This is a genomic window from Danxiaibacter flavus (assembly GCF_041060425.1).
GTDB lineage: Bacteria > Bacteroidota > Bacteroidia > Chitinophagales > Chitinophagaceae > Danxiaibacter > Danxiaibacter flavus.
The window spans coordinates 349268-374190 of sequence record NZ_JAULBC010000004.1 but is presented as its reverse complement, the minus strand read 5'-3'; the positions used below and the strand labels follow the sequence as shown (position 1 = coordinate 374190).

22 protein-coding genes are annotated in these 24923 nt (G+C 41.5%); 11 read left to right on the top strand and 11 right to left on the bottom strand.

Going from position 1 to position 24923, the window contains the following annotated elements:
• Window positions 1-25: 25 nt before the first annotated feature.
• From QTN47_RS14235 to QTN47_RS14225, 3 genes are all read right to left on the bottom strand, one after another.
• Window positions 26-1438: an outer membrane beta-barrel protein gene (locus QTN47_RS14235; RefSeq protein WP_369330062.1), complete on the bottom strand. Its 1413-nt coding sequence runs from the start codon at window positions 1436-1438 to the stop codon at window positions 26-28.
• Window positions 1422-2009 carry an RNA polymerase sigma factor gene (locus tag QTN47_RS14230; protein ID WP_369330061.1) on the bottom strand — a complete coding sequence of 196 codons (588 nt, stop codon included), beginning with the start codon at window positions 2007-2009 and terminating at the stop codon, window positions 1422-1424. The genes QTN47_RS14235 and QTN47_RS14230 overlap by 17 nt, the downstream gene beginning before the upstream one ends.
• Before the next feature lie 192 nt (window positions 2010-2201).
• Complete coding sequence (locus QTN47_RS14225) at window positions 2202-3191, bottom strand: aldo/keto reductase (protein ID WP_369330060.1); 990 nt, start codon at window positions 3189-3191, stop codon at window positions 2202-2204.
• Between the two features lie 410 nt (window positions 3192-3601).
• Here QTN47_RS14225 and QTN47_RS14220 point away from each other — a divergent pair, with 410 nt between their 5' ends.
• Together QTN47_RS14220 and QTN47_RS14215 are read left to right on the top strand one after the other, a co-directional pair.
• Entirely contained in the window at window positions 3602-5137 is a 1536-nt protein-coding gene (locus QTN47_RS14220) for a GH3 family acyl-acid amido synthetase (protein ID WP_369330059.1), read from the top strand.
• Between the two features lie 289 nt (window positions 5138-5426).
• Window positions 5427-6086 carry a LysE family translocator gene (locus tag QTN47_RS14215; RefSeq protein ID WP_369330058.1) on the top strand — a complete coding sequence of 220 codons (660 nt, stop codon included), beginning with the start codon at window positions 5427-5429 and terminating at the stop codon, window positions 6084-6086.
• Between the two features lie 262 nt (window positions 6087-6348).
• Here the strand turns inward: QTN47_RS14215 and ruvC are convergent, their stop codons facing one another.
• The 3 genes from ruvC to QTN47_RS14200 form a co-directional block, all read right to left on the bottom strand.
• Window positions 6349-6912, bottom strand: coding sequence for a crossover junction endodeoxyribonuclease RuvC (ruvC, locus tag QTN47_RS14210; protein WP_369330057.1), 564 nt, complete (start codon window positions 6910-6912; stop codon window positions 6349-6351).
• 238 nt (window positions 6913-7150) lie between these two features.
• Window positions 7151-8563 carry an MATE family efflux transporter gene (locus QTN47_RS14205; protein WP_369330056.1) on the bottom strand — a complete coding sequence of 471 codons (1413 nt, stop codon included), beginning with the start codon at window positions 8561-8563 and terminating at the stop codon, window positions 7151-7153.
• A 504-nt stretch (window positions 8564-9067) separates the two neighbouring features.
• Window positions 9068-9541: a free L-methionine (R)-S-oxide reductase MsrC gene (locus QTN47_RS14200; RefSeq protein ID WP_369330055.1), complete on the bottom strand. Its 474-nt coding sequence runs from the start codon at window positions 9539-9541 to the stop codon at window positions 9068-9070.
• 35 nt (window positions 9542-9576) lie between these two features.
• Between QTN47_RS14200 and namA the strand changes: the two genes are divergently transcribed.
• Complete coding sequence (gene namA, locus QTN47_RS14195; RefSeq protein ID WP_369330054.1) at window positions 9577-10644, top strand: NADPH dehydrogenase NamA; 1068 nt, start codon at window positions 9577-9579, stop codon at window positions 10642-10644.
• 77 nt (window positions 10645-10721) lie between these two features.
• Here the strand turns inward: namA and QTN47_RS14190 are convergent, their stop codons facing one another.
• Window positions 10722-11447, bottom strand: a complete 726-nt coding sequence (locus tag QTN47_RS14190) for a YjjG family noncanonical pyrimidine nucleotidase (RefSeq protein WP_369330053.1) — start codon at window positions 11445-11447, stop codon at window positions 10722-10724.
• 101 nt (window positions 11448-11548) lie between these two features.
• Here QTN47_RS14190 and QTN47_RS14185 point away from each other — a divergent pair, with 101 nt between their 5' ends.
• Window positions 11549-12253, top strand: coding sequence for an SDR family oxidoreductase (locus QTN47_RS14185; RefSeq protein ID WP_369330052.1), 705 nt, complete (start codon window positions 11549-11551; stop codon window positions 12251-12253).
• A 192-nt stretch (window positions 12254-12445) separates the two neighbouring features.
• Here the strand turns inward: QTN47_RS14185 and QTN47_RS14180 are convergent, their stop codons facing one another.
• Window positions 12446-13189 carry a LytR/AlgR family response regulator transcription factor gene (locus QTN47_RS14180; RefSeq protein WP_369330051.1) on the bottom strand — a complete coding sequence of 248 codons (744 nt, stop codon included), beginning with the start codon at window positions 13187-13189 and terminating at the stop codon, window positions 12446-12448.
• A gap of 78 nt (window positions 13190-13267) precedes the next feature.
• Window positions 13268-14632 carry a histidine kinase gene (locus tag QTN47_RS14175; protein ID WP_369330050.1) on the bottom strand — a complete coding sequence of 455 codons (1365 nt, stop codon included), beginning with the start codon at window positions 14630-14632 and terminating at the stop codon, window positions 13268-13270.
• A 227-nt stretch (window positions 14633-14859) separates the two neighbouring features.
• Between QTN47_RS14175 and QTN47_RS14170 the strand changes: the two genes are divergently transcribed.
• Together QTN47_RS14170 and QTN47_RS14165 are read left to right on the top strand one after the other, a co-directional pair.
• Window positions 14860-15711 carry a helix-turn-helix domain-containing protein gene (locus QTN47_RS14170; protein ID WP_369330049.1) on the top strand — a complete coding sequence of 284 codons (852 nt, stop codon included), beginning with the start codon at window positions 14860-14862 and terminating at the stop codon, window positions 15709-15711.
• 81 nt (window positions 15712-15792) lie between these two features.
• Window positions 15793-16338, top strand: a complete 546-nt coding sequence (locus QTN47_RS14165; RefSeq protein ID WP_369330048.1) for a YbhB/YbcL family Raf kinase inhibitor-like protein — start codon at window positions 15793-15795, stop codon at window positions 16336-16338.
• 78 nt (window positions 16339-16416) lie between these two features.
• Here QTN47_RS14165 and carB read toward each other — a convergent pair whose 3' ends face one another.
• Window positions 16417-18063, bottom strand: a complete 1647-nt coding sequence (carB, locus tag QTN47_RS14160) for a carbamoyl-phosphate synthase large subunit (RefSeq protein ID WP_369330047.1) — start codon at window positions 18061-18063, stop codon at window positions 16417-16419.
• A 274-nt stretch (window positions 18064-18337) separates the two neighbouring features.
• Between carB and QTN47_RS14155 the strand changes: the two genes are divergently transcribed.
• The 3 genes from QTN47_RS14155 (at window position 18338) to QTN47_RS14145 (ending at window position 21173) form a co-directional block, all read left to right on the top strand.
• Complete coding sequence (locus QTN47_RS14155) at window positions 18338-20056, top strand: peptidoglycan DD-metalloendopeptidase family protein (protein WP_369330046.1); 1719 nt, start codon at window positions 18338-18340, stop codon at window positions 20054-20056.
• Window positions 20057-20169: 113 nt separating this feature from the next.
• A complete protein-coding gene (gene bcp / locus QTN47_RS14150) occupies window positions 20170-20643 on the top strand; it encodes a thioredoxin-dependent thiol peroxidase (RefSeq protein ID WP_369330045.1) in 474 nt (157 codons plus the stop codon).
• Window positions 20644-20849: 206 nt separating this feature from the next.
• Entirely contained in the window at window positions 20850-21173 is a 324-nt protein-coding gene (locus QTN47_RS14145; protein ID WP_369330044.1) for a DUF4157 domain-containing protein, read from the top strand.
• 200 nt (window positions 21174-21373) lie between these two features.
• On the opposite strand, the gene QTN47_RS14140 is transcribed toward QTN47_RS14145, so the two are convergent.
• A complete protein-coding gene (locus QTN47_RS14140; protein WP_369330043.1) occupies window positions 21374-22138 on the bottom strand; it encodes a biotin--[acetyl-CoA-carboxylase] ligase in 765 nt (254 codons plus the stop codon).
• Window positions 22139-22378: 240 nt separating this feature from the next.
• On the opposite strand from QTN47_RS14140, the gene rsfS reads away from it, so the two are divergent.
• Window positions 22379-22741 (top strand): ribosome silencing factor, encoded by a 363-nt coding sequence (gene rsfS, locus QTN47_RS14135; protein WP_369330042.1) that lies wholly within the window; start codon window positions 22379-22381, stop codon window positions 22739-22741.
• 108 nt (window positions 22742-22849) lie between these two features.
• Complete coding sequence (ftsH, locus tag QTN47_RS14130) at window positions 22850-24916, top strand: ATP-dependent zinc metalloprotease FtsH (protein ID WP_369330041.1); 2067 nt, start codon at window positions 22850-22852, stop codon at window positions 24914-24916.
• Window positions 24917-24923: the final 7 nt, after the last annotated feature.

The window sequence follows — 24923 nt, the reverse complement described above, 5'->3', positions numbered from 1 at the left end:
CTATTCTAATTAATAATGTTCTGTATTATTTGAATTGCTTTGTAAAACCTGCGTATATACCAAAGCTTGTAATGGGCATACTGCCAATGCCAACACCAGATGCCGGAATTTTGATATAAGGTTCAAGTCTTATAGCGCTGGTTTTACCAATCTTCTTTTCATAGCCGGCACTTATATTAATTATCGAAAACCAGTTGTTTGCTGAATTTGAGTATTCTTTGTAACCCGTGTACGCCGTATTGTACCGCTTATAGTCATAGTTGTAATCTTCTTTCTTCATCAGATAAGTGGATGATCCTGCCGTAACATACCAGCTACCTTTTTTCCGTGTAGCAAAATCGTACCGTACATTAACAGGGATCTCTATCATCTTACAATTGCCATCCACATTTAGAATGGTTACATAATCGGGAAGATTAATTTTGTTTGTTTTGAAATATTTCCCGTCTGAGTAATAACTTTTCTTATCCCATAAAAGCCCTGCTTCAGCGCTGAATTTTTTGGCGAACCTGTAGCCAACCAATAAGCCTATGCTATAACCCACATCAACATTTTGTCCCTTAATTGTACTAAAATCCGGTCCTCCGATAATGCTTAGATAAACACCTTTTTGTAACGAATAAGTTTCTTTCTTTTTTACATTCTTTGCGGATGCCACTTGTTTTTGCTGATCTTCAATATTAGCCTTACTGCCTGTATCCTTGTTGCCGGCAATGTTTTCTGCCGGTGTAGTTTGTTGCGTTTGAACAGCACTGCCGGCACTTGCCGCCGCAGCGGCAGGAACTGTACTTACTGGGTTCGGTAAATTATTTACACCGGACGTTGTATTTGTTCCGTTCGTAACATTTGTGTTATCCGGGTTATTGTTTGCTTCTGGCTGCGTTTTACTATTTCCTTTATCAGTACTCTTTTGTTGTCCGTCATTTGAAATACCTTCCGCATTATTGTTGTTTTCTACAGAACGTTTTATTTCCGGCAGTTTTTGCAAAGTGTATACGTTCGCGTCTTTCTTTCCAGCATTGTTATCTGCTGATGTTTTTGATTGATTGCCGGATTGTGCCGCAGCATTTTTTTCAGCAGTCACTGCTATTGCGTTATTTGTATTGCTTTTTTCTTCCGTTACAATTTCGCCTTTGTTGCCGCCACTATGGTTGTTGCCTGTATTTGTTTTGTTAGCTGATTGTGTAAGCCGTTGTGTTCCGTGTTTTGATGAGCTGTCAGTAATTAATTTCACACCAAAAGCCAACGGTATCAGCAATAGCAGCCACAATAATCTTTTATAACCATCATTCTTTTTTGCAACAGGTTCGGGCAATGGCGCATTAGGAGCGTTCAGGCGCTCTAATACCTTGTCCCAGTCTGCATTGTTTGTTTTCAATGGGTAATTTTCTGCAGCCTTGCGGAACAGATCGTCCATATCGTCATTTAGAGATTGCATAAATCAATCCTTTCATATCAGTGTTTTGTTTATTTAAAATTTTTTGTAATTGAGCTTTAGCTTTAAACAAATTGCTCTTGGACGTGCCGGCCGATATGCCCAGCGCATCTGCAATTTCCTGGTGAGAATAGCCATCTATAACTGCCATATTGAATACTACTCTATACGCAGGCGAAAGATTCCTCAACTGGCTTATAAGCTCTTTGTATAATAATTGTTGTTCTGCTGAAGGTGTGCTATCCTGAACATCCCATGCGTGATCTTCCAATCCCCTTATTTCAGGCACAAGGTTCGTTTTGCGCAATTCATCAATAGCAGTATTGATCATTATCTTTTTCATCCATCCCATCAGCATTCTTTCCAGGTCGCCATTGTTGGAATATTCAAAATGGTTGAAGTTCCTGAATATTTTTACAAAACCGTCGTTTGCGGTATCCACAGCTTTTTCGTACCTGTAAATGTAACGGAATACAACTTTAAGCGCATAGCCATAAAACCGCTCATAGAGCAATTTTTGATATTTGTGCTCATTATTAATACAACCGTTAACTATATGTACCAGGTCTTCCAAAACTGTATAATGTGGTGTTTTTGTTGTAGTAATACGTAACCCAATTTTGCAAGGTTGCCTCTGATTTAAAATTATTAAATAAGATGCAATCGATTAGTTCTTGTCTGTCAACCTGTGTTTACTACTCGTTGGGCTTTTGATATTTCAGATCTTTTTACGGGCAGGCGGTTTAACGCTCCCGGCTTTATGTCCCTATTTATTAACACTGCCCATTGCTGCCGACGGATAGCGTTCTCCCGCAGCAACTCCTTTTGGTGCGATATGATCAATTTCATCAAGCTCTTCTTTGCCGAAAGTAACACCAGGTGCTCCGGCGTTTTCTTCCAGGTACTTAATGCGTTTGGTACCGGGAATGGGAAATATGTGATCACCTTGTGCAATTACCCATGCGAGAGCCAGCTGGGATGCTGTGCAGCCTTTTTTCTCTGCAAGACTTTGCAGTTTATGTACCAGCTGAATGTTGCGGTCAAAATTTTCTCCCTGGAATCTTGGTGAGTGGCGCCTGTAATCATCTTCTGCGAGATCTTCAAATTTCTTTATCTGGCCGGTGAGAAAGCCTCTGCCAAGCGGGCTATATGCGACAAATGCAATGCCCAATTCGGCACAGGTTTGCAGCAATCCGTCTTCCGGATCCCTGCTCCAGAGGGAATATTCAGTTTGTAAAGCGGTCAAAGGGTATACTGCATGGGCCTTTCGTAAGGTTTCTGCTGATACCTCGGACAGGCCAATGCCGCGCACTTTTCCCTCCTTTACCAGCTCTGCCATGGCGCTAACCGTTTCCTCAATCGGTGTATCGGGATCTTTTCTATGCAGATAATACACGTCTATATAGTCTGTATTCAATCGTTTGAGGCTCCCTTCGCAGGACTGCTTAACGTAGTCCGGCTTGCCGTTAACGCCTCTTTTCATCGGATTATTCGGATCCCGCACTATTCCGAATTTTGTTGCGAGCGTTACGGAGCTGCGTTTGTGTTGTATAGCTTTCCCGACAAGAATCTCGTTGGTAAAAGGCCCGTACATATCTGCCGTGTCCAGAAAATTAATGCCTAACTCAAGCGCACGATGAATGGTTTTAGTTGATTCTTCATCGTTCAGGCTTCCATAAAACTCGCTCATGCCCATGCAGCCTAATCCTAATTGAGAAGCTGTAACGCCTTGTGATCCCAGTGGTTTGATTTTCATGATCTCAGTTTTAGTTGATGCGACGCGTATATCGTAACAAGTGTATCCAAAACGTTGGCAGTTCCGTTTATTTATATTGAATTTAAGCTTGTTTTGCCGGACAATATTGAATATCAACCGTAAAGCTCAAACTAATTTGTGTACAATGGCTTGTTTCCGGTTTAAAATATGATTAGTTTAAAGGCATACAACCGGCATGGCGATAGCTAACAGTGCTTTGTGACTTTTGTATGGAAGTTATTAAGTATTTTTGCAATGATTTCTTTTAAAACACCTTTTATAAACAACATTTCAGATTAGTGTGTATGAGTTATGAAGTCCCCGATATTTCACAAACAGTGATTAGTTTTGGCTTAATTTCCCTTAGTTTCGTCTTTAATCTGATAAGTAATAAATAACATTGCTGCTTTATGGCAATATTCGATATAAAACTACCCAATTCCATACTGAAGACTTTGCGGCTGCCCCAGAATAATCCGCGACGCCAGCAATTAAAGGTGCTCAAGAAGCTGATTCGCAAAGCCCGGTTTACTGAATTTGGACAGAAGTACGGCTTTGATGAGATACTGATGAGTAAGCATGTTGGAAAGAAATACCAGGAGCTTGTTCCCGTATATAACTATAATAAAATATATAATGAGTGGTGGCACAGAACACTTGAGGGCAAACCAGATGTATGTTGGCCCGGTAAAATTAAATTCTACGCCCTCAGTAGCGGTACAAGCGAAGCTGCCAGTAAATATATTCCCATTACAAACGATTTACTGAAAGGCAATAAAGTTGTAATGATCAAACAGCTTTTAAGCTTACGCACATACACAGATATTCCTGTAAAATCTATTGGTAAAGGTTGGCTAATGTTAGGAGGTAGCACCCAGCTGCAAAAAGGTACTGGTTATTACGCCGGCGATCTGAGTGGTATAACAGCGAAAAAGCAACCATTCTGGTTCCAGCCATTTTATAAGCCGGGTAAAAAAATTGCCAAGGAAAAAGACTGGAACAAGAAGCTGAATGAAATTGTTGAGAAGGCGCCGGAATGGGATATCGGATTTATTGTCGGTGTTCCCGCATGGATTCAGATGTGTATGGAAATGATCATTGAAAAATACAAATTGGAAAGCATACATGATATGTGGCCCAATCTTGCATTTTTTGTGCATGGTGGCGTGAGCTTTGAACCCTACAAGAAAGGATTTGAAAAATTATTAGGCAAACCGATCTCTTATATTGAAACTTATCTCGCAAGCGAGGGATTTCTCGCTTACCAGGACAGGCAACATGGAAAAGGGATGCGACTGGTGACCAATGAGCATATCTTCTTCGAATTTGTTCCATTTAATGATAAGAATTTTGATGCCAACGGAGATCTTGTACAAAATCCGGAAGCGTTGATGATCCACGAAGTGGAGGAAGGAAAAGATTATGCGTTGTTGATCAGCACGAGTGCCGGCACATGGCGTTACCTGATTGGAGATACAGTTCGTTTTGTTGACAAGGAAAGATGCGAGATTGTGATCACGGGAAGAACCAAGCATTTCTTAAGTCTTGTTGGCGAGCACCTGAGTGTTGAAAACATGAACAAGGCAGTGAAGCTGGCCGGTGAGGAACTGAATGTTTGTATTCCTGAATTTACGGTTGCAGGCATCCCTTATGGAAATTTCTTTGCACACCATTGGTATGTGGCTTGCAACGATCGCGTAAATGCCGAACAGTTGAGATTGAAGATAGATGAGAAGCTTAAAGAGCTGAACGATGATTATGCCGTTGAACGTGGTAGTGCTTTGAAGGAAGTTTTTCTTGATGTGCTGAGTGAAGAGAAGTTTATGGACTTTATGACTGCAAAAGGAAAAGTAGGAGGTCAGCATAAATTTCCACGTGTGCTTAAAGGGAAAATATTGGAAGACTGGCAAAAATTTTTAAAAGGTGAGTTGAAAGTGCAAAATTAAAATTGTGCGGAAGGCATAAAGCCAACGCCGTAATGAATATAAAACGCAAAAAATTAACTACTTTTTGCGTTTTTAATTTTTATAAAAGCATCGCCGTATAAGCGTCTTTCATTCCTTTAAATAAAGAAGAAAGAGTTATGCATCGATATAAATTCAGGCCTTACATGCAAGATTTTTTTAGAAGATGCGTTCCTCTTTTTATAGAATAGCTGATTTCTGACAGCCTCAGGCTGCATTAAACCACTTAATTTCGTTTATCTTTCCGTTTGTTCAAAATGTTTGAAGACTAATGATTTCTGCTATAGCAAAAGGATTAACGTTGGGTGTGCTGCTGAGTATTTCGGTTGGCCCGGTGATATTTTCCATCATCAAGCAAAGTATTAATAATGGCCACAAAGGTGGCTATGCCTTTATAGCGGGCGTTTCTGCGAGTGATGTTGCCCTGGTGTTGGTCTGCAATTTCTTTACAACATTTTTTCAGTCTGTAATGAACAGCGAAAAACTGATTGGCGTTGTGGGCAGCTTGTTTTTGGTTGGCATGGGCATTTATTTTTTCTTTTTTAAGAAAGTGCATATCGATCAGGAAGGAAAAGCGGTAATCCGAACGTTCCGGAAAAGAGATTATCTCGCTATTTTTTCGTCGGGATTTTTGATGAATATGCTTAACCCAAGCGTCTTCCTGTTTTGGTTCCTCGTATCCGGTACCATTATGGCGGATTCAAAAACTACCGTCCATCCTACGGAATACCGGATGACAGTCTTTCTAACTTGTCTTTTATTTAATCTGGGTGCGGATATTCTGAAAGTACTTCTCGCCAATAAAATCCGTCCGCGGCTCACTTCAAAAAATATCCACATCATTAACAGGCTTTCCGGACTCATATTTATGGGGTTTGGTATAGCGCTGATTGTGGGTATTCTTTTTTATGGAGATAAGATACATTCGTGAGGGAGCTGTGAGCTGTGAGCTATCAGCTTTCAGCAATCAGCTATCAGGTATCAGGTGTGAGGTGTGAGGCCTGAGGCTTGGGGTGTGAGGAAGTCAAAATTCAAAAGTAAAAAGTAAAAGAGGTCGAGAGAGCATTGTCTTCCAAAATCAGACATCAAAAAATCAGCCATCAGCCATTTTCTACATCTAACATCTAACATCGTACATCTAACATCTAACATCGTACATCGTACACCGTACATCGTACACCGTACATCGTACATTATATTTTGATTCTTCCGGGATTTTTTGCAATAAAGTCTTCCCATCCTTTTAGTCCTTTAGGAAGCGCGCCGATAGCAGAAGATGATTGGTAGTGGTGACATAATGCTACGGCAAGCGCATCGGTGGCATCAAAGTGTTCGGGTTGTTCCTGAATGTTCAGGATGCGTTGCAGCATTTTCCACACCTGTTCTTTATCTGCATTTCCGTTACCGGTGATGGATTGCTTTACTTTTTTGGGCGAATACTCTGTAACGTTCAGCTTGTACTGCATTGCAGCAGCAATAGCCACACCCTGGGCCCTGCCCAGCTTCAACATGCTCTGAACGTTTTTGCCGAAGAATGGCGCTTCAATAGCAAATGTGTGCGGCTTGTATTCTTTAATGATCTGACAAACGGTTGTGTGAATGGTTTCCAGCCTTTCATAAATATCCTTTTTGCCGGCTAGCTTCAACACATCCATAGTGGTAAGCGTGGGATTGTTTCCAGTCACTTCAATTACTGCAAAACCCATTACAATAGTACCAGGGTCTATTCCCAGGATTATGTTCCCACTTTTTTTCATTCAAGGCAAAGTAAGGGAAAGGAATTGATAATTGACAATGTGCGAATGCGAAAATGTGAAAATGTGCGAATGCGAAAATATGCAAATGTGCAAATGTGTTCGTGCGCCAATAGACAAACAGGTAAATAAACGGAATGTGCAAAATATGCAAATGCGCAAACTGGCATGTCGACCAGCATTCGCATATTTACACATTCGCACATTCGCACATTCACGCATTTGCACATTCGCACATTCACTAAACTTTCACCGTCTTCCACTTGCCTCTTGTAAAGAGAATTGTGGCAATAATGGTGATGGCACTTTCAGCTACGGGAATGGCAATGAATACGCCTTCGGGGCCAAGATTGACGACGATGGATAAAATATAGGCTACCGGAACCTGCAGCATCCAAAAGCCAAACAGGTTAATGTAGGTTGGTGTTTTTGTATCGCCGGCGCCATTGAAAGCACTGATCATAACCATGCCCACACCGTAAAATACATAGCCGATGCTAACGATAGCCAACGCCTTGATAGCAATGGCTTCTGCATTAATGTCTTTGTTTATGAACCGAACAATGTAAGTGCCGCATAGAAAGAACAAGGCAGTTACTGCCAGCATAAACAAAGCATTATATTTAGCTGTTTGCCAAACGCTTTTTTCTGCACGTTGTGGTTGTTGTGCGCCAAGATTTTGCCCGACCAAGGTTGCTGCAGCATTGCTTAAACCCCATGCCGGCAGTAAGAAGAACATTACTATCCTTATCGCAACCTGGTAACCGGCAACTACATCGGTTCCAAATTTGGCCACAATTCTTGCAAGCACGATCCAGCTTGCGGAGCCGATCAGGAATTGCAATGTACCGGTCCATGCGATGGTAAGTAAGGATTTGATAAGTTGCATATCCGGTAGAAAATGCCTCTTGAGAATGTGCAAGATGCCTTTGCCCTTAAACAGGTGATAACATTGGTACACTACACCCATACCACGGCCAACAGTTGTAGCAATAGCCGCACCTTTTAAGCCAAGCGCCGGAATTGGTCCCAGGCCATTGATCAATAACGGACACAGGATTATGTTGCCAAGATTGGCCAGCCATAAGCTTTTCATAGCCATAGCCGCATCACCCGCGCCACGGAAAATACCATTGATAAGGAAGAGCAACATGATAACAGTGCTACCGCCAAAAAGAATACGTGTATAAATAGTGCCTTCGTGAACAACGTTGGGATCGGCGCCCATTAAGCGCAAAATGTCACCCGCAAAAAACAATCCTGCAATACTTATGATAAGAGAAAAAGCCATTGAAATCAAAATTGCCTGCACGCCCGATTTTGCTGCAGCGTCGGGATCTTTTTCTCCGATGCGTCTTGCTACTGTTGCAGTCGCAGCCATACTTAATCCAATGGCTATGGAGTAAACACTTGTTACTACAGATTCAGTTAAGGCAACTGTTGCAACAGCTCCGTTACCCAGTCGTCCTACAAAGTAAATGTCAACCAGTGCAAAAACAGATTCCATCATCATTTCAAGGATCATTGGGATGGCCAGTAGAAAAACGGCTCTCCTGATGCTGCCTTGTGTGAAATCCTGAGGTGGCCCGTACAATGCTTGTTTTATGAAAGCGATACCATTACTTATACGCTTATTGATCGAATAAGAAGTCATGATTAATTTAAATAAGGTTGAATAAAATAAATGAAAACTTACAGCAGTTCGCTGTATCAGATAAGTTCGAATGAGAGCGGCTTCTTGTTAGAGCAGAAGCCTGTTAGCAGGTCTTCATAAAAAGTTATTTGATAAGTAATGTCGCTTTTTCGATATGCATGAAGCGATCAACATGGAGGGCAAAAGTAGAAAAAGTTTTGAGCCCGGCAAATGTGATTTTTAACAGTAGCAATTGAAAACGGATTTTGTCAGCAATTTTTTACTTAAAGATGAAAGGCATGTTTACACATGTTATTACTCCAAAACCGTTGATTTAGTGAGCGGTTAAGCTTGCCGGAAAGTTGGATTGTCCTTAATAATCCAACTTATTTCCTGTGATTAAATTAAGATTAAGAAAAACTTGTCATCGATGGAAAAGCAGCGTTAACATATCCGTCCGGGCAACATTGTTACTTTAAATAAGCATCTAAAGAAGTACTTAGTACTGTGTTGAAATTAAGATGTTTAAAAAACAACCAGGTTGATGATTTCCTCAAGAAACTTTTTATCTGTTTCATCAAATTCATTTAACTCGCTGCTGTCTACATCCAGCACCCCAACAACTTCATTATTACGGATGACCGGAACTACAATTTCAGATTTTGATAAACTGCTGCAGGCAATGTGTCCCGGAAATTTCTCTACGTCAGGTACTATCAGCGTTGCAGCCTGCTGCCAGCTCGATCCGCAAACACCTCTGCCTTTCTGAATACGTGTGCATGCTACCGGTCCCTGGAAGGGTCCGAGTACCAGTTCATTATTTTTAACAAGATAAAATCCCACCCAAAACCAGCCAAACTGTTCTTTCAGCGCCGCTGCAACATTAGCAAGATTTGCAACAAGGTCGGGCTCACCTTCGAGCAATCCTTTAATTTGAGGGATGAGTGATGTATATTGCTCTTCTTTGGTACCTTGTAGTATTGATAGATCTTCTGCCATAATGTAAAGATAAGCAGATCGTAAAAATTTAAATCATGGCTAAGCTTTTTGAACCGTTCAGCATAAAGGATGTTACGTTAAGAAACAGGATAATGGTATCGCCGATGTGCGAGTATTCTTCAACAGATGGTTTTGCGAATGACTGGCACCTGGTGCACCTGGGAAGCCGGGCCGTCGGAGGCGCCGGATTGATCATAACAGAAGCAACTGCCGTTTCGCCTGAAGGCCGGATCTCTTCGCATGATCTTGGCATTTGGAAAGATGAACATATTGAAAAGCTTCAGTCAATCGCTTCATTTATTCATGAGCATAAAGCAATTGCCGGCATGCAACTGGCGCATGCAGGAAGAAAAGCAAGTGCAAGAAGACCATGGGAGGGTGGCGGACAAATCAGTCTTGAAGAAGGCGGATGGCAAACGCTTTCGCCCAGCAATATACCTTTCCGTGAAACGGAGAGAGCGCCGCGTGGATTATCACTAAGCGATATTAAACAGTTGGTGGCAGATTTCGTAGCTGGCGCTCAACGAGCACTGCAAGCCGGTTTCAGAGTGATAGAACTTCATGGTGCACATGGATATTTGATTCACGAGTTTTTATCGCCGCTAAGTAACATTCGTACCGATGAATATGGCGGAAGCTTCGAAAACAGAACAAGATTGTTGCTGGAAATAGTTGATGCGATCAAGGCTATCTGGCCAGAACGTTATCCGTTGTTTGTAAGGATCTCGGCTACTGATTGGGTTGAGGGGGGATGGAACATAGAAGAGTCTGTACAGCTGGCACATTTGCTAAAGCAACACGGTGTAGACCTGGTGGATTGTTCCTCCGGCGGAATGGTTCCTCATGCTAAAGTTCCTGTTGGCCCCGGTTACCAGGTTCCCTTTGCTGAAAGAATAAAAAGAGATGCAGGCATATCAACAGGCGCGGTTGGAATGATCACCAGTGCGGAACAGGCTGAAGAAATTTTGCAGAAGCAACAGGCTGATGTTATCATAATGGCAAGAGAAATACTCCGCGATCCATATTTTCCGTTACACGCAGCAAAAGCACTTGGGGTAGATGTTGCGTGGCCTTCGCAATACGAGCGGGCGAAACCGGTTTAATGTGCAAATGTGCAAATGTGCGAATGTGCGAATGAACGAAGATCGCAACCCCATTTACACATTTGCATATTCACACATTAAAAAATTTCCTCCAGCTCCTTCAAATGATGCACAATATATGTGGGCTGAATATGTGGTGTAGCATTTATGTGGTTTACGAAAACGGTTTCAAGACCGGCGTTGATGGCTCCCTGAATATCGGCATCAAGATTATCTCCAATCATAATGCTGTGTTCTTTTTCCGCTTTGGTTAACTGCAACGCAAACTCAAAAATTTCTTTGTTCGGCTTTAAGCTATTGCTTCTTTCTGAAGTAATAACTTCCTCAAAATAATGATGGATCTTGCTGTTTTGTATTTTGCTATGCTGCACTGCGTCAAATCCGTTGGTGATCAGGTGCATTCGGTAGCCTTTATTCAGCAGGTAATCCAGTATTTCTATGGTATATGGAAAAAGCGTCGTTTTTTGAGGAAGGAGTTCCAAAAACTCAACCGATAGAGATTTTGCAAGTGGCTCGTCTGCAATCTTAAAGTCAAGCATGCTCAGCCATAATCTTTTCCAACGCAGTTCTTCCTGTTTTATAAAGCCCTTTGTGTAGCGGTCCCAAAGTCTTTCATTGTGAAAGCTGTAACGCGCAAAAAACGCGTCGAAATCTTTAATACCGCGTGTAAACAAATCATTCTTTTGGTACAGGTCCGACAACGTATTTTTTGCATTGGTTTCAAAGTCCCACAGTGTGTGATCCAGATCAAAAAACAAATGCTGATATTTTGAGAGAGGAATGTTCTTAGCTTCTTTCATCATTCAATTCAAATAAAAAAATATGTTGCAAGTTACAAAATGTAAGTTTGCAAGCCGATGTTTGGTCGGGATGGGCGGCGAACACAATTAAAAATTAACACGCAATGATTATCGTTATAACAGGAGCTTCTAAGGGGTTAGGAAAAGCAATAGCAGAAAAGTTTGCAGCGGATGAAGAACAGCACACCATTATTTTAAATGCAAGAAACACACAGTATCTTGACGAATTGCGTAGTTCTCTTTCGCAAAATTTTTCGCATCAGGAAGTTGTTGTTAAACAATGTGATATGAGCCTGAAAGAAGAAGTGCTGGCATTTGCATCTTTTGTGAGTGATCACGGAACTCCTGATATACTCATTAATAACGCTGGTAGTTTTATTCCCGGAAGTGTTTACAACGAGCCAGAGGGCGCACTGGAAGAGATGATGAACGTAAACCTGTTTAGCGCCTATCATTTAACAAGAGCTTTGTTACCTGCTATGATGGAGCAGCGACGAGGGCATATTTTTAACATGTGTTCTATTGCTTCTCTAAAAGCTTATGCAAATGGCGGTGCATACAGTATAAGTAAGTTTGCATTGGCAGGCTTCAGCAAAAATCTAAGGGAAGAATTAAAACCTTACAACATAAAGGTGACGTCCGTATATCCCGGTGCAGCTTACACCGATAGCTGGAGCGGAAGCGGCGTGGATCCCAAACGAATCATGGAAGCAAAAGATATTGCGGACGTTGTACATACTTCTGCCTACCTCTCGCCAACGGCATGTGTGGAAGATATTATTTTGAGACCACAACTGGGGGATCTGTAGGGTTCACGCGGCGGTCGCAACGGAGCAGCGGATTAGTAGTATCGACAAAGAATACTCGCAGAATATTATGAAAAGACATGGTTGTGCAGCAAAAATTAAAGGTGCCTGCTACCCGCCAACATCCATTTGGAAAATCAATCATGATTGTGTGTCAAAATAAAAGCTGACAGCTGATAGCTGATAGCTGACAGCTCATAGCTGTTTCAGCACATTCAACACTTCCTCTTTTCTTCTCCTGGAAATTTCTACAACAGAATTGTCCTTCATAATCAATTCACCTTCGTTCTTATAACTCACTACATGGCTGCAATTAACCATGTGAGATTTGTGAATGCGGATAAATCCGTGCTCGCACAAAATCTCCTCGTATTCCTTGAGTGTTTTTGAGGTTAGCAACGGCCTTCTGTTGATAAAGAAAAAGTTGGTGTAATTCCCTTCTCCTTCAAGCCGTATAATGTCGTAAGGTGATAGAAAGTAAGTTCCTTCTGTTGTAGAAATAGCAAGCTTAAAGTCCTTTTTGGGAGATTGTATGTTATGCAGAAAATTATTGTATAAAGGCTTGTTGTTGTAGTTTAACTGGTGCTTCAGAATAAACTTTTGTATCGCAGCCTGCAATTCATCGGGATCAATAGGTTTTAACAGGTAATCCAATGCACTAAACCTGATCGCCTGGATGGCATATTTGTCATGCGCGGTGGTAAAAATTACATCAAAATCTATTAATGGGATTTGCTTCAGCAAGTCGAAACCGTTAGTGCCCGGCATCTGTATGTCAAGAAAAAGCAGGTTAGGTTTAAAACTTGTAATCAGTGATAATGCATTTGGGATGTCTGTTGTTGTTTGAAGCAACGAAATTTCCGGAGAATACCGCTGCAGCATCAACTTCATCGTGTTTGTAGCTGATGATTCGTCGTCAATAACCAACGCCTTAATCATATTCTAAATTACTAAATCGCCTTCGTTTGTTAAGGTAAAGTGAAACGGCAAAGGGTTATTAATTAAAATTTAATGTAGTTAAACGTTTACATGCAGCTTGAGTTTTACAGAAGTGCCAGAGACATTTCCTTCCGGATCACGAATATCTCCTACTTCAAGATCAAAGGTTTGCTGATAGTGTTTGCGAAGAATGTAAAGTCGTTCTGTAACAAGAGAAAATCCCTTGGAAGTATGATTATTATAGCCCGATAATGATTTGCGTTTTGCTGAAGCTTCTCTTCCGATTCCATTGTCTTCAATTGTGCAGCAGATAAGATCTTCCGGTACCAGGGCGAAATTGATATTGATTTGTTTTGGACCCTCTTTCGGAATTAGTCCGTGCCATATGGCATTTTCTACAAAAGGTTGCAACATCATTGAGGGTATTTTTATTTCCGAAGGAGAAATTGTCTCGCCTAACGTAATGTTATAGCTGAAGTTTTTGTCAAACCGCAATTGTTCAAGTTGCAGGTAAAGCGTGATCATTTCAATTTCAGCTTCAAGGGTAATAAAGTTCTGTTCGCAGTTGTTTAAAACCTCCCGTTGTAGTTTCGAGAACTTGGACAGGTATTTTATTGCTTCCTTTACTTCTCCCATAAGAATAAACTGCTGAATGGAATTAAGGGCATTAAATATAAAATGTGGGTTCATCTGACTCCGGAGCGATGTGAGTTGTGAGGTTGCTAAATCTTTATTCAGCTTATTGAGCATGTCTTCTCTTTCTTTTGTCTGTTGCTCCACCTGTATTTTATCGATCTTGTCTGCGCAGAAAGTTGCAATGGTTGTAAGTATTTGCAGGTGCCTTTCTGTATAAAAGTTTTTTGCTGAGTTTTCGCTGTCAATAATGCCGATCACTTTTCCCTTATGAATAATCGGCACCGTTATTTCGGAACTCCTTTTCTGGTCGTCAATAATATATCTTCTGTCAAGGCTGGTGTCATTAATTATTTCTGCAATCTGGTTTCTGCCCACGCTTCCTACTATGCCGAAACCAATCGGTATTTCAATTGGGTTGATAATGTTATTATCCTCCGCAGTCTTTGGTCCCCATGCAGCTTTTTGAACAAATGTCTTGCGTTCATCATCGTATAAATAAATCACACAATCTTCAAAATGCAATTTGGAGATACAGTTACGCGCAATGTCCCATAACATGTTATCAATTGTTTGTTGCTGCGAAATGGATGTGACGAAATAATTGATTACCTGGGCAATTTCCAGGTGGTATTGATAGTTGACCGCTTTTAACTGCTCAATCTCTTTTTGCTTCGCTTCATTGAGTTTTGTCTCTGCAGTTATACGCCAAAGCAGGTAAGAAATGAAACAGATCAGCGCTGCCAGCACAAACAGATCAAATAACAGTGTACCCGTAATTACTAAAATATGGGGAGTTTCAGTGGCCAACAAAAGTTATTTATATCCTTTAAGTTAACACAATTATGGGTGGCGATCATTAAAAATGCTATAAGTTATTGAAGGGAAGCTGTTTTTTTTAGCGGTCGGAGTTCAACAAAAAATTACCATTAACACCAACGGTGCCGGTTTTATGCACTTGCTAAAACCATTCGTGTTCTGTAACATGACTAATACAAAGGATGCGCCGTGTTATATTTGTGTACGAATTTTAATGCATGAAAATCTATCAACTTCCGGATGATTTCTCCAACCAGGGTGAAGACCTATTCCTGCACTATTATGAAAGCGGCAGGGATGAGCAAAAGAACAAAGTAACTTTTAATACAAACCTCTTCAGCTTTTTACTGGAAGGCGAAAAAATTTCATTCTATCCTGGTGGGGCTGTTACTATTGGAAATACACAGGGCATTCTTATCCGGTCCGGCAATTGCCTCATGACTGAGCACGTTTCTGTTAACAATAAATACCGGAGTGTGCTGCTGTTTTTTACAGATAAAAAAGTGCACGACTTTATCGTGAGGTACAAACATCTTATTCCACAGGACACCGGAGTAAAGGTTGCATGCCCGGTATTTCCTTTTGAGAAGAATGTCTTGCTTACTGATTGTGTGCGACAGCTTGAGCAAATACTTCTTTCAAAGCAACAACTGTCCGGTGCTATGCTTCAGTTGAAATTTGAAGAAATAATGCTGTGCATTCTGGAAATGAATTCTGCGGCTTTTGTTGATATTTTTATAGGCAGCCTTACTAACAGGAACGATGTTTTATTGCGGGAAGTTGTTGAAACAAATATCAACAACAATCTATCGTTGCAAGAGCTTGCATTTTTGTGCAACACAAGTCTGTCAACCTTTAAAAGGCAATTTGAAAAGATCTATGGCATTGCTCCCAGCAAATGGATCCAGGAACAGCGGATGCAGCAGGCAGCCTTTAAATTAAAACATGAAAGAGTAAGACCAAGCGATATCTACTTTGAATACGGCTACGAAAATTTGTCCGGCTTTATCCAGGCTTTCAAGAAAGAGTTTGGCAAAACACCCGGGGAATATGTTAAGCTGGAAGGCTGAGCTGTTTGCAATGCTTTTTGAACTGATACAGCTATCACAATATAACCTGCGCTGCTAATTTTAAACTTAAATAGATCGAGTATGAAAAAGTTAAGTTTGATTGTTTTTGCAAGTGCAATGTTTTTCGCCAAACTGAATGCTCAAACCTTTACTTTAAAGAGTAAAGAACTCCAGGGACAGGCAACCAAAGAGCAAGTATTCAACAGCTTTGGCTGCACAGGAAGTAACATGTCTCCACAACTTTATTGGGAAAACGCACCGCAAGGCACAAAGAGTTTTGCCGTTACTATGTACGATAAAGACGCGCCTACCGGAAGCGGCTTTTGGCATTGGGTTGTGTTTGATATTCCAGCTTCGGTTACGGAGTTAAAAACAGATGCGGGAAATATTTCCAAAGGATTGGCGCCAAAAGCGTGCATTCAAAGTAATACCGATTTTGGAACGCCTGGATATGGCGGCCCATGTCCACCGGAAGGTCATGGCCCACATGAGTACAAAATAACGGTGTATGCGTTAAAGACAGATAAGCTTGGGTTAGACAAGAATGCAACTCCTGCATTAGTAGGTTTTTATCTTAGCCAGCAAGCTTTAAGTAAAGCCTCTCTGGTTTTTTATTACAGCAGATAAGGGCGTTTCATTGTAGTGTAGCGTATACTGTAAAATAAAAAAGCCCGCTCAAAGCGGGCTTTCAAATATAATCTCGTATTAGTTTTCAAATGAGCTGTAGAAGTAAGGAGTTTTAGCTTCAAACTCAGCGCTGCAAGTATCTACCATTTTGTAAACACGGGTAATACCAAGTGATTTCCTCCTTTCATACACTTCATCTTCAGTTGTATTGCTGTGTAAAATGCGTGCGATCTGCTCATCGCTGAAGCCATGCTTCTTTGCTTCTTTCAGCAGTTCTGCCGGTAAATTTTCCAGGGAATGATGAGAAATTTCTTTCTCAATCCTGCATATTTCCTGAATCTGGTAGATGAACCATCTGTCAATGCCGGTTGCCTGTACAATTGTTTTTACAGTAACACCTTGCATCAAGGCGTCTTTAATGCGGAAGATGCGATCCCATTTCGGAACTTTAATGTACTCAATCAGGTCTTCGCTCTTCATCATGCTTTTGCCATAGTAGCCAAGTCCAACTGCCTCATTCTCCAGGCTCTGACAAGCTTTCTGAATCGCCTCGGTAAAGCTTCTGCCGATAGCCATTACCTCGCCCACACTTTTCATCTGTAGTCCTAACGTGTCATTAGAACCTTTGAATTTGTCGAAGTTCCAGCGGGGAACTTTTACAATCACATAGTCAAGTGCAGGTTCAAAATATGCTGAAGTTGTTTTTGTGATCTGGTTTTTCAGCTCATCCAGGCTATAACCGATAGCGAGTTTGGCTGCGATCTTCGCGATCGGGTAACCTGTAGCTTTACTTGCAAGCGCTGAAGAACGGCTCACGCGGGGATTGATCTCAACAGCGATCAATTCCTCTGTTTCAGGATTCAATGCAAACTGTACGTTACATCCGCCTGCGAAGTTGCCCAGGCTGCGCATCATTAACATTGCCTGGTTACGCATATCCTGGAAGGCCTTGTCGCTAAGCGTCATAGCAGGCGCTACAGTAATAGAATCACCTGTGTGAATACCCATTGGATCCAGGTTTTCTACTGTACAAATGATCACCACGTTATCGTTCTGATCTCTTAACAGCTCAAGTTCATATTCTTTCCAGCCCAGCACAGCTTTCTCTACAAGTACCTCGTGAATCGGAGAGGCCTTCAAACCACGCTGTAATGCTTCATCAAGCTCTTCCTTTTTATGTACAAAACCACCACCGGTTCCGCCTAATGTGAATGAAGGGCGGATTACCAGCGGAAACCCTATTTCCTGTGCGTATTCTTTACCTTCCAAAAAGCTGTTGGCAACATGGCTCGGAGCAACTTTTACGCCGATCTTAAACATCAGTTGGCGGAATTTGTCACGGTCCTCTGCTGTATCAATAGCTGCTACGTCCACGCCTATCAGGCGTACATTGTATTTTTTCCAAACACCGAGTTCGTCTGCTTCTTTACAAAGATTCAATGCTGTTTGGCCACCCATTGTTGGCAGTACAGAATCAATGTCGTTTTCTTCCAGTATCTGCTCAATGCTTTCTACTGTCAGCGGAAGCAGGTACACCTTGTCAGCCATCATGGGGTCAGTCATGATAGTCGCAGGATTACTATTGATCAGAATCACTTTAATTCCTTCCTCGCGCAAGCTTCTTGCTGCTTGAGATCCGGAATAATCAAATTCGCAGGCCTGACCAATGATAATTGGACCAGAACCGATAATTAATACTGATTTGATGGAATTGTCTTTCGGCATGATATAGATAACCTTTGATGGTAATGTTTAGATAAATCGCGCAAAGGTAAGACCTGAAGCGCAATTTTGATCTGAAAATTTGCAAAAGAGATCCATTACATTCGACCGAAAAAAACTAATGATGTTTAGTTTCAGACAGGCCGCGCGTGCCTAAGGCAAAACAATTCCTTATTTTACAAAAGGTATGCATTAACAATAATGTGTAAATGTTGGCGAGTCTCTGCTATTTATGCAGGGTAGTTTTCCTCAATATCAAAAAAACTACTTTTGAAGCATGAAGATTATTAAGTATGTGAAAGGCGCAGCTTGTTTTCTGATGATGGTTTTCTCCATTATAAAGGTGGCGGCACAATATCCCCGGGGTTATTTTAGAAACCCGTTGGGTATCCCCATCCAGCTATCTACAAATTTTGGAGAGATCAGACCCAACCACTTTCATATGGGACTGGACATCCGTACCCAGGGACGTGAAAATCTGCCTGTTTATGCGGCCGCAGATGGCTATGTGAGCCGCGTAAAGATTGAGAAATGGGGATATGGCCGTGCTATTTATATAACACATCCTAACGGATACACCACTGTGTACGGACATTTGAATGATTTTTTTAATGAACTTGATAATAATCTTAAAAAGCAGCAATACGCCACTGAAAGCTGGGAGCAGGATCTGCGTTTCAGGCCAGACCAGTTTCCAGTAAAAAAAGGACAGTTTATTGCTTTCAGTGGTAACACCGGCGGATCCGCCGGACCACATCTTCATTTTGAAATAAGAAATACCAGGACAAATAATTGCCATAATCCGGAGTTATTTGATTTTAATATTCCCGATAATGTGCCGCCGGTTATCTATAATTTATATTGGTACGACAGAAGATTCAGTACCTATCAATTGGGGCCCACAAATATTCCAATTGTGAAAAAGCCCGGTGGTTATTCAACGGCAGCAGGTGTGGTAAAGGTTGGTTCTCCTATTTTGAGTTTTGGCATAAAGGCTGAGGACAAAAGTTCAAATTCACCATTCATGTTTGGCATATACGCTGCTTCAATAAGTGTTGATGGTGCGTTGTTGAATAGTTTTGCACTTGATAATTTTTCTTATGATGACAGCCGCTACGTGAATGCCTGTATTGACTACACCAATTATATGCAGACAAAAGGCAAAGGCATTCAGCATTTGTCAAAACTTCCGGGTAACCTGTTGCATGTTTTTGATCCTGCTGATGGTGAAGGCATTGTTATGCTGGCAGATACACTTCCCCACAAAGTGTCAATCCAGGTAAAAGATGTGTATGGTAATGCAACATCCCTGAATTTTACCGTTCAATTAAGTTCCGATCTTCATCAACAATACACGCCGCCTGCTAACGTCAGGCCGGTTATTGTAAACAAAGAAAATGTTGTTACAGGTAACTATGTGAAAGCATACTTTTCAAAGACGGAATTTTATGACAACGTGCCTTTTGTGCTTGTGGAAAAAAATGTCAACAGTAAGAATAGTGCCTCTCCGCTAATAGAATTGCACAATGCTCTTGTACCTGTGGATGACAGTTTTGCAATTCAAATTAGAACAACGCTAAAGCCCAATGACCCACTGCGTAATAAGGTGGTGATCTTCAAACTTACCGGTACCCACAAAGAAGCCATGAAAGGCAAATGGACAGGAGACTGGATGCAGGGTAAATTTAACCGCCTTGGTAATTTTCAATTGTTGATTGATACCGTTCCTCCTGCAGTTACACCTGTTGGCTGGAAAAACGGCCAGACACTCTTAAATCAAAAACGACTCGTTCTCAAATGTAAAGATGAGCTGGACGAAGTAGATAATTTCAGGGCGACACTTGATGGAAAATGGCTGATGTTTGGAAAAAAGAATGACGATTTTATCTACACATTTGATGAACATTGCCCGGCCGGCGCGCATACTTTAACAATAATGGCTACCGACAAAGCCGGCAACGTTACCACCAAACAGTTTACTTTCGTGAAAAAATAATGACAATGTGCGAATGTGCAAATGTGCAAATGTGCAAATGGGCGAATGTGCAAATGTGAAAATGCCGATGACTACTTCCATTTTAAAATTGATACAAAAGAATAATTAATAACATGGTTACTTTAAAAGTTGGTGATAAGGCTCCTGTGTTTAAAGGGCTTGATCAGAATGGTGAAAAGATTTCTCTTTCTACATATAAAGGAAAAAAAGTAGTACTATATTTCTACCCGGAAGATGACACTCCTACCTGTACCGTACAGGCATGTAATTTAAGGGACAACTATGCCTTATTAAAAAGTAAGGGATTTGAGATAATTGGTGTAAGTCCTGATGAAGCCAAAAAACACAAAAAGTTTGAAGCAAAGTATGATCTTCCTTTCACACTTATCGCCGATCCCGACCGCAAAATCCTTGACCAGTATGGTGTTTGGGATGAAAAGCAATTGTACGGCCGAAAATACATGGGTGTACTCCGGACAACATTTTTAATAGATGAAAAAGGCATTATCCGCAAAATATTTCTCCGTCCCAAAAACAAACAACACGCGGAGGAGATTGTGGCAGCGTGGGAAGCTATTGGCAATTGAAAATTGACAATTGAAAATGGAAAATGAAGGGAGCGAATGGGTGAATGTGCGAATATACAAATGTGCAGATGTGCAGGTTTGTGAATGAGTAAATTTGCGAATGACAAATTTCGCAAATCTGCAATGCTAAGTATAAAAATATAAAGTGGCAAAGTGATATGTAAAAAATCCTTAAATCTGCTTAATCCGATAAATCCTGGTCTAGAATGAGTGAATCAAATCCATCTCCCAATCCCAATCCCAATCTCCGGATCAAGGTGGATGCGTGGCAGGCGCGTATAGCTGCCCACTGGCTCAAGAGCAAGCGGGTTGCTTTGGTGCTGGGCAAAACGATTTATTTGTGGGGTGTTTGCAGAGATTGTTTTCTGGAAGATGATGCCTGGGTAAAACATGAAATGACGCATATCGCACAGTTCAAAAAATATGGTTACCTCCGGTTCATTTTTATGTACGTGTTAGAAACAATCAGAAATGGATATTACAATAATAAGTTTGAGGTGGAAGCAAGGAAGAGCGAGAAAGACGTGTAATACACGTAAGACCGTAAGACCGTAAGACCGTAAGACATGTAAGACCGTAAGATGGTAAGACAGTAAGAAAGTAAGAGGGTGTTGCCCACTTTCATGTTGATTCGCGAATTCAAATCTCCATTAGTCCCAAAGCCATCAGAATTCCAGTCGAGAAAAAATCCTGTCAATCCTCAAATCCCCTAAATCCTGGTCCAGACAATCTAAGTCCCAATCATCCACTCAACCTCTCCAAATCTAAATGGTCCGTACGGTGCGCCGCTTATTTCCAGCTCGCCGGATGCATTTACTTTTTCTATTGTACACTCAAAAACAATCGAGTCCTTTTTCAGCTTTACCTGTTCTCCCTTTTTAAACAAGACATCATTATAACGGTCCAGGATTTGTGCAAATGGAATGTGCTGCAATTCATCGAATGCGCTGATCACCATTGAAGCCAATTCCTTTGCCAGCCCACTTACATCAAATTGTTTTCCGGTAATTTGTTTCAATGAGACTGGCCTGCCCGTGGCGGTATCAAATGTCGACTGATTGATATTCAATCCAATTCCAACAATTGCCCACTGCCATTCCTGGCCGCGTATGACATTTTCAATCAGGATGCCTCCTGCCTTTCTGTCACGCCAATAAATGTCATTGGGCCATTTTACAGAAGCATCAGAAACACAATATTTAGTGAAAAATGCGTGAGCCGCCAGCGCAACTGCAGCGCTCAGTGCAAATTGACGCGAAATGCCGATGGCGCCCGTATTTAGTAGTACAGACAGGGCAATGTTCTCTCCCTGTGCTCCATGCCATTGTTTGCCCCGTTGTCCTTTTCCGGCCGTCTGAAACCCCGTAAACACTGCGGTTCCATGCGTTGCCGTACCGTTTTGAACAAGTTGCATGGCATAGTTGTTGGTACTGTCTACCTGCAATAATTCTATGAAAGGTGTATTGCTTAAAGGAATTGCGGAATATTGAACCAAAGAATCACTATTTTTGGCGAAGATAAAAACAGTTTACAGCTTAAGCGGCTATACAAGCAGCATTTTACGTCTTTTATTGCCTATAAGATACACTGTTTAGTTGTTGGTTGGAATGGTCGGTACTCGTTGATAAATACAGTGATGATCATTACCCCTTCCGATAAACAGTAATTTTATCATTTTAAATAAGATTCATTATTGGCACCATTATCTGTTTTAACTACCCGCAAAAAATCCGGTGTGGTAAAAATTACTAGGAACTCCAGGATATTCAAGTCTATCATCAAAGCCATCCAGGATAAAAAAGGTGAAAACATCGTTTCGCTCGACCTACGAAAAATTCCGGAAGCTGTTGCCGACTTCTTTATTATTTGCCAGGCCTCTACAACTACCCAGGTTAAAGCTATTAGTGATTTTGTGGAAGTGAAGGTGAAGGAGGATTGTGATGAAATGCCTTATAAACACGAAGGTCACCAGGCATTACAGTGGGTATTGATTGATTACGTGAACATAGTGGTTCATGTAATGCAACCTGAAGCCAGAAAGTTTTACAAACTGGAAGAAATGTGGAGCGATGCCGAAGTAATTGGGCATGACGAATAATGATATATCTGAAATTTCACTATCTTTCTACGATACAACCGTATTTTTTGACTCGAAAATGAACTTTTTTAACGAAAAACTATTTATACACTTAGTGAAGTAAGACGTATGGCACAGGACGACAAAAAAAACCGACCGAATTTTTTAGACAGGGGAAATGGCAATGATGACAAGGGGCAGCGACGCGGCCCCCGCTTTAGTATTTACTGGATCTACGCACTAATAGCTGTTATACTTATTGGATACAATTTTCTTAGCCTTGGCTCCGCAGATGTTACCCAAACAACTGAACTGGAGTTTAAAAAGAACATGCTTTTACAGGGCGATGTTGAGAAAATGGACCTGGTAAGAAATAAAGAGATTGTTCGTGTTTACATTAAAAACGACAGCCTGCTTACCAAGCCTTTTTATAAGGAAAAATTTAAGAACAACGTTCCCAACAATGTTAATGGAAAACCTGTTTTTGAATTCCCCGTTGCAGATATAAAGAGCTTTGAAGAACGACTGGCTCAATTATATAAAGACAACAATATACAAGAGGTCCCCGTTAAACCAACCAATGAAGGTGAATGGTTCGGACCAATTGCGAATACCCTCGTTACAATCTTATTATTTGTTGGTCTTTGGGTGTTATTGATGCGTAAAGTTGGCGGCGGCCCTGGTGGCAGCGGTCCGGGTGGTATCTTCAACATCGGCAAATCAAGAGCACAGCTGTTTGATAAAGGAACCAAAGTAAGCATCACTTTCGCTGACGTAGCCGGGCTTGACGAAGCAAAGGTTGAAGTGATGGAAATTGTTGACTTTCTGAAGAATCCCAAAAAGTATACGGCGCTCGGCGGTAAAATTCCAAAAGGCGCATTGCTTGTTGGTCCGCCGGGTACTGGTAAGACATTGCTTGCAAAAGCGATGGCCGGAGAAGCCCAGGTTCCATTCTTCACCATGAGCGGTAGTGAATTTGTGGAGATGTTTGTGGGTGTTGGTGCCAGCAGGGTTAGAGACCTGTTTAAACAGGCAAGAGAAAAAGCACCTTGTATCATTTTCATCGATGAGATTGATGCGATTGGCCGTGCACGCGGACGCAATGCTATCATGAGCAACGATGAAAGGGAAAACACCCTTAACCAGTTGCTGGTTGAAATGGATGGTTTTGCCGGCGATGCAGGGATCATCATTCTTGCTGCTACAAACAGACCTGATGTATTGGATAGTGCGCTGTTACGTCCGGGACGTTTCGATCGCCAGATCGGTATCGACAAACCAGATGTAAAAGGGCGTGAAGCCATCTTCAAAGTACACTTGAAGCCAATTAAGACTTCAGAGAAACTGGACATTCACAAACTGGCTGAACAAACACCTGGTTTTGCGGGTGCCGATATCGCTAACGTTTGTAATGAAGCGGCACTTATTGCAGCCCGTAAGAACAAGGAAGCCGTTGATATGGGTGACTTCCAGGATGCTATCGACAGGGTAATTGGTGGTCTTGAGAAAAAGAACAAGATCATTTCTCCTGAAGAAAAAGAGATCATCGCTTACCACGAAGCAGGTCACGCAATTTGCGGATGGTTCCTGGAGCATGCTTATCCTTTGTTGAAAGTAACGATCGTTCCCCGTGGTACTGCGGCATTAGGATATGCACAGTATACTCCTAAAGAACAATACCTGTATAATACGGATCAACTGATGGATCAGATCTGTATGACATTGGGCGGTAGGGCAAGTGAAGATATTTTCTTCGGAAAAATATCAACAGGTGCTTCTAACGACCTTCAGCAGATCACACGTATGGCTTACGCCATGGTTACCGTGTACGGTATGAACGATAAAGTTGGTAACATCAGCTTCTACGATCCTTCTCAGGAAAACATGTTCACCAAGCCTTACAGCGAGGAAACAGGTAAGTTGATTGATGATGAAGTAAGAAAGATTATTGACGCAGCTTACGAAAGAACAAAATCATTGTTGCTGGAGAAAAGAGTAGAAGTGGAAAAACTGGCTAAAGAGTTGCTTACGAAGGAAGTGCTGTTCCAGAGTGATGTAGAAAACCTGATAGGTAAACGTCCTTACGAAGAGAAGAAACTGTTGGATGTTGATCCTGAAGAGGCTCAAAAACATCCTGATGGGTCCGTAAGCGAAGGTGTTCCTCCTTACGACAGCGGTATTAAAGCTCCTCACTAATTTTGTG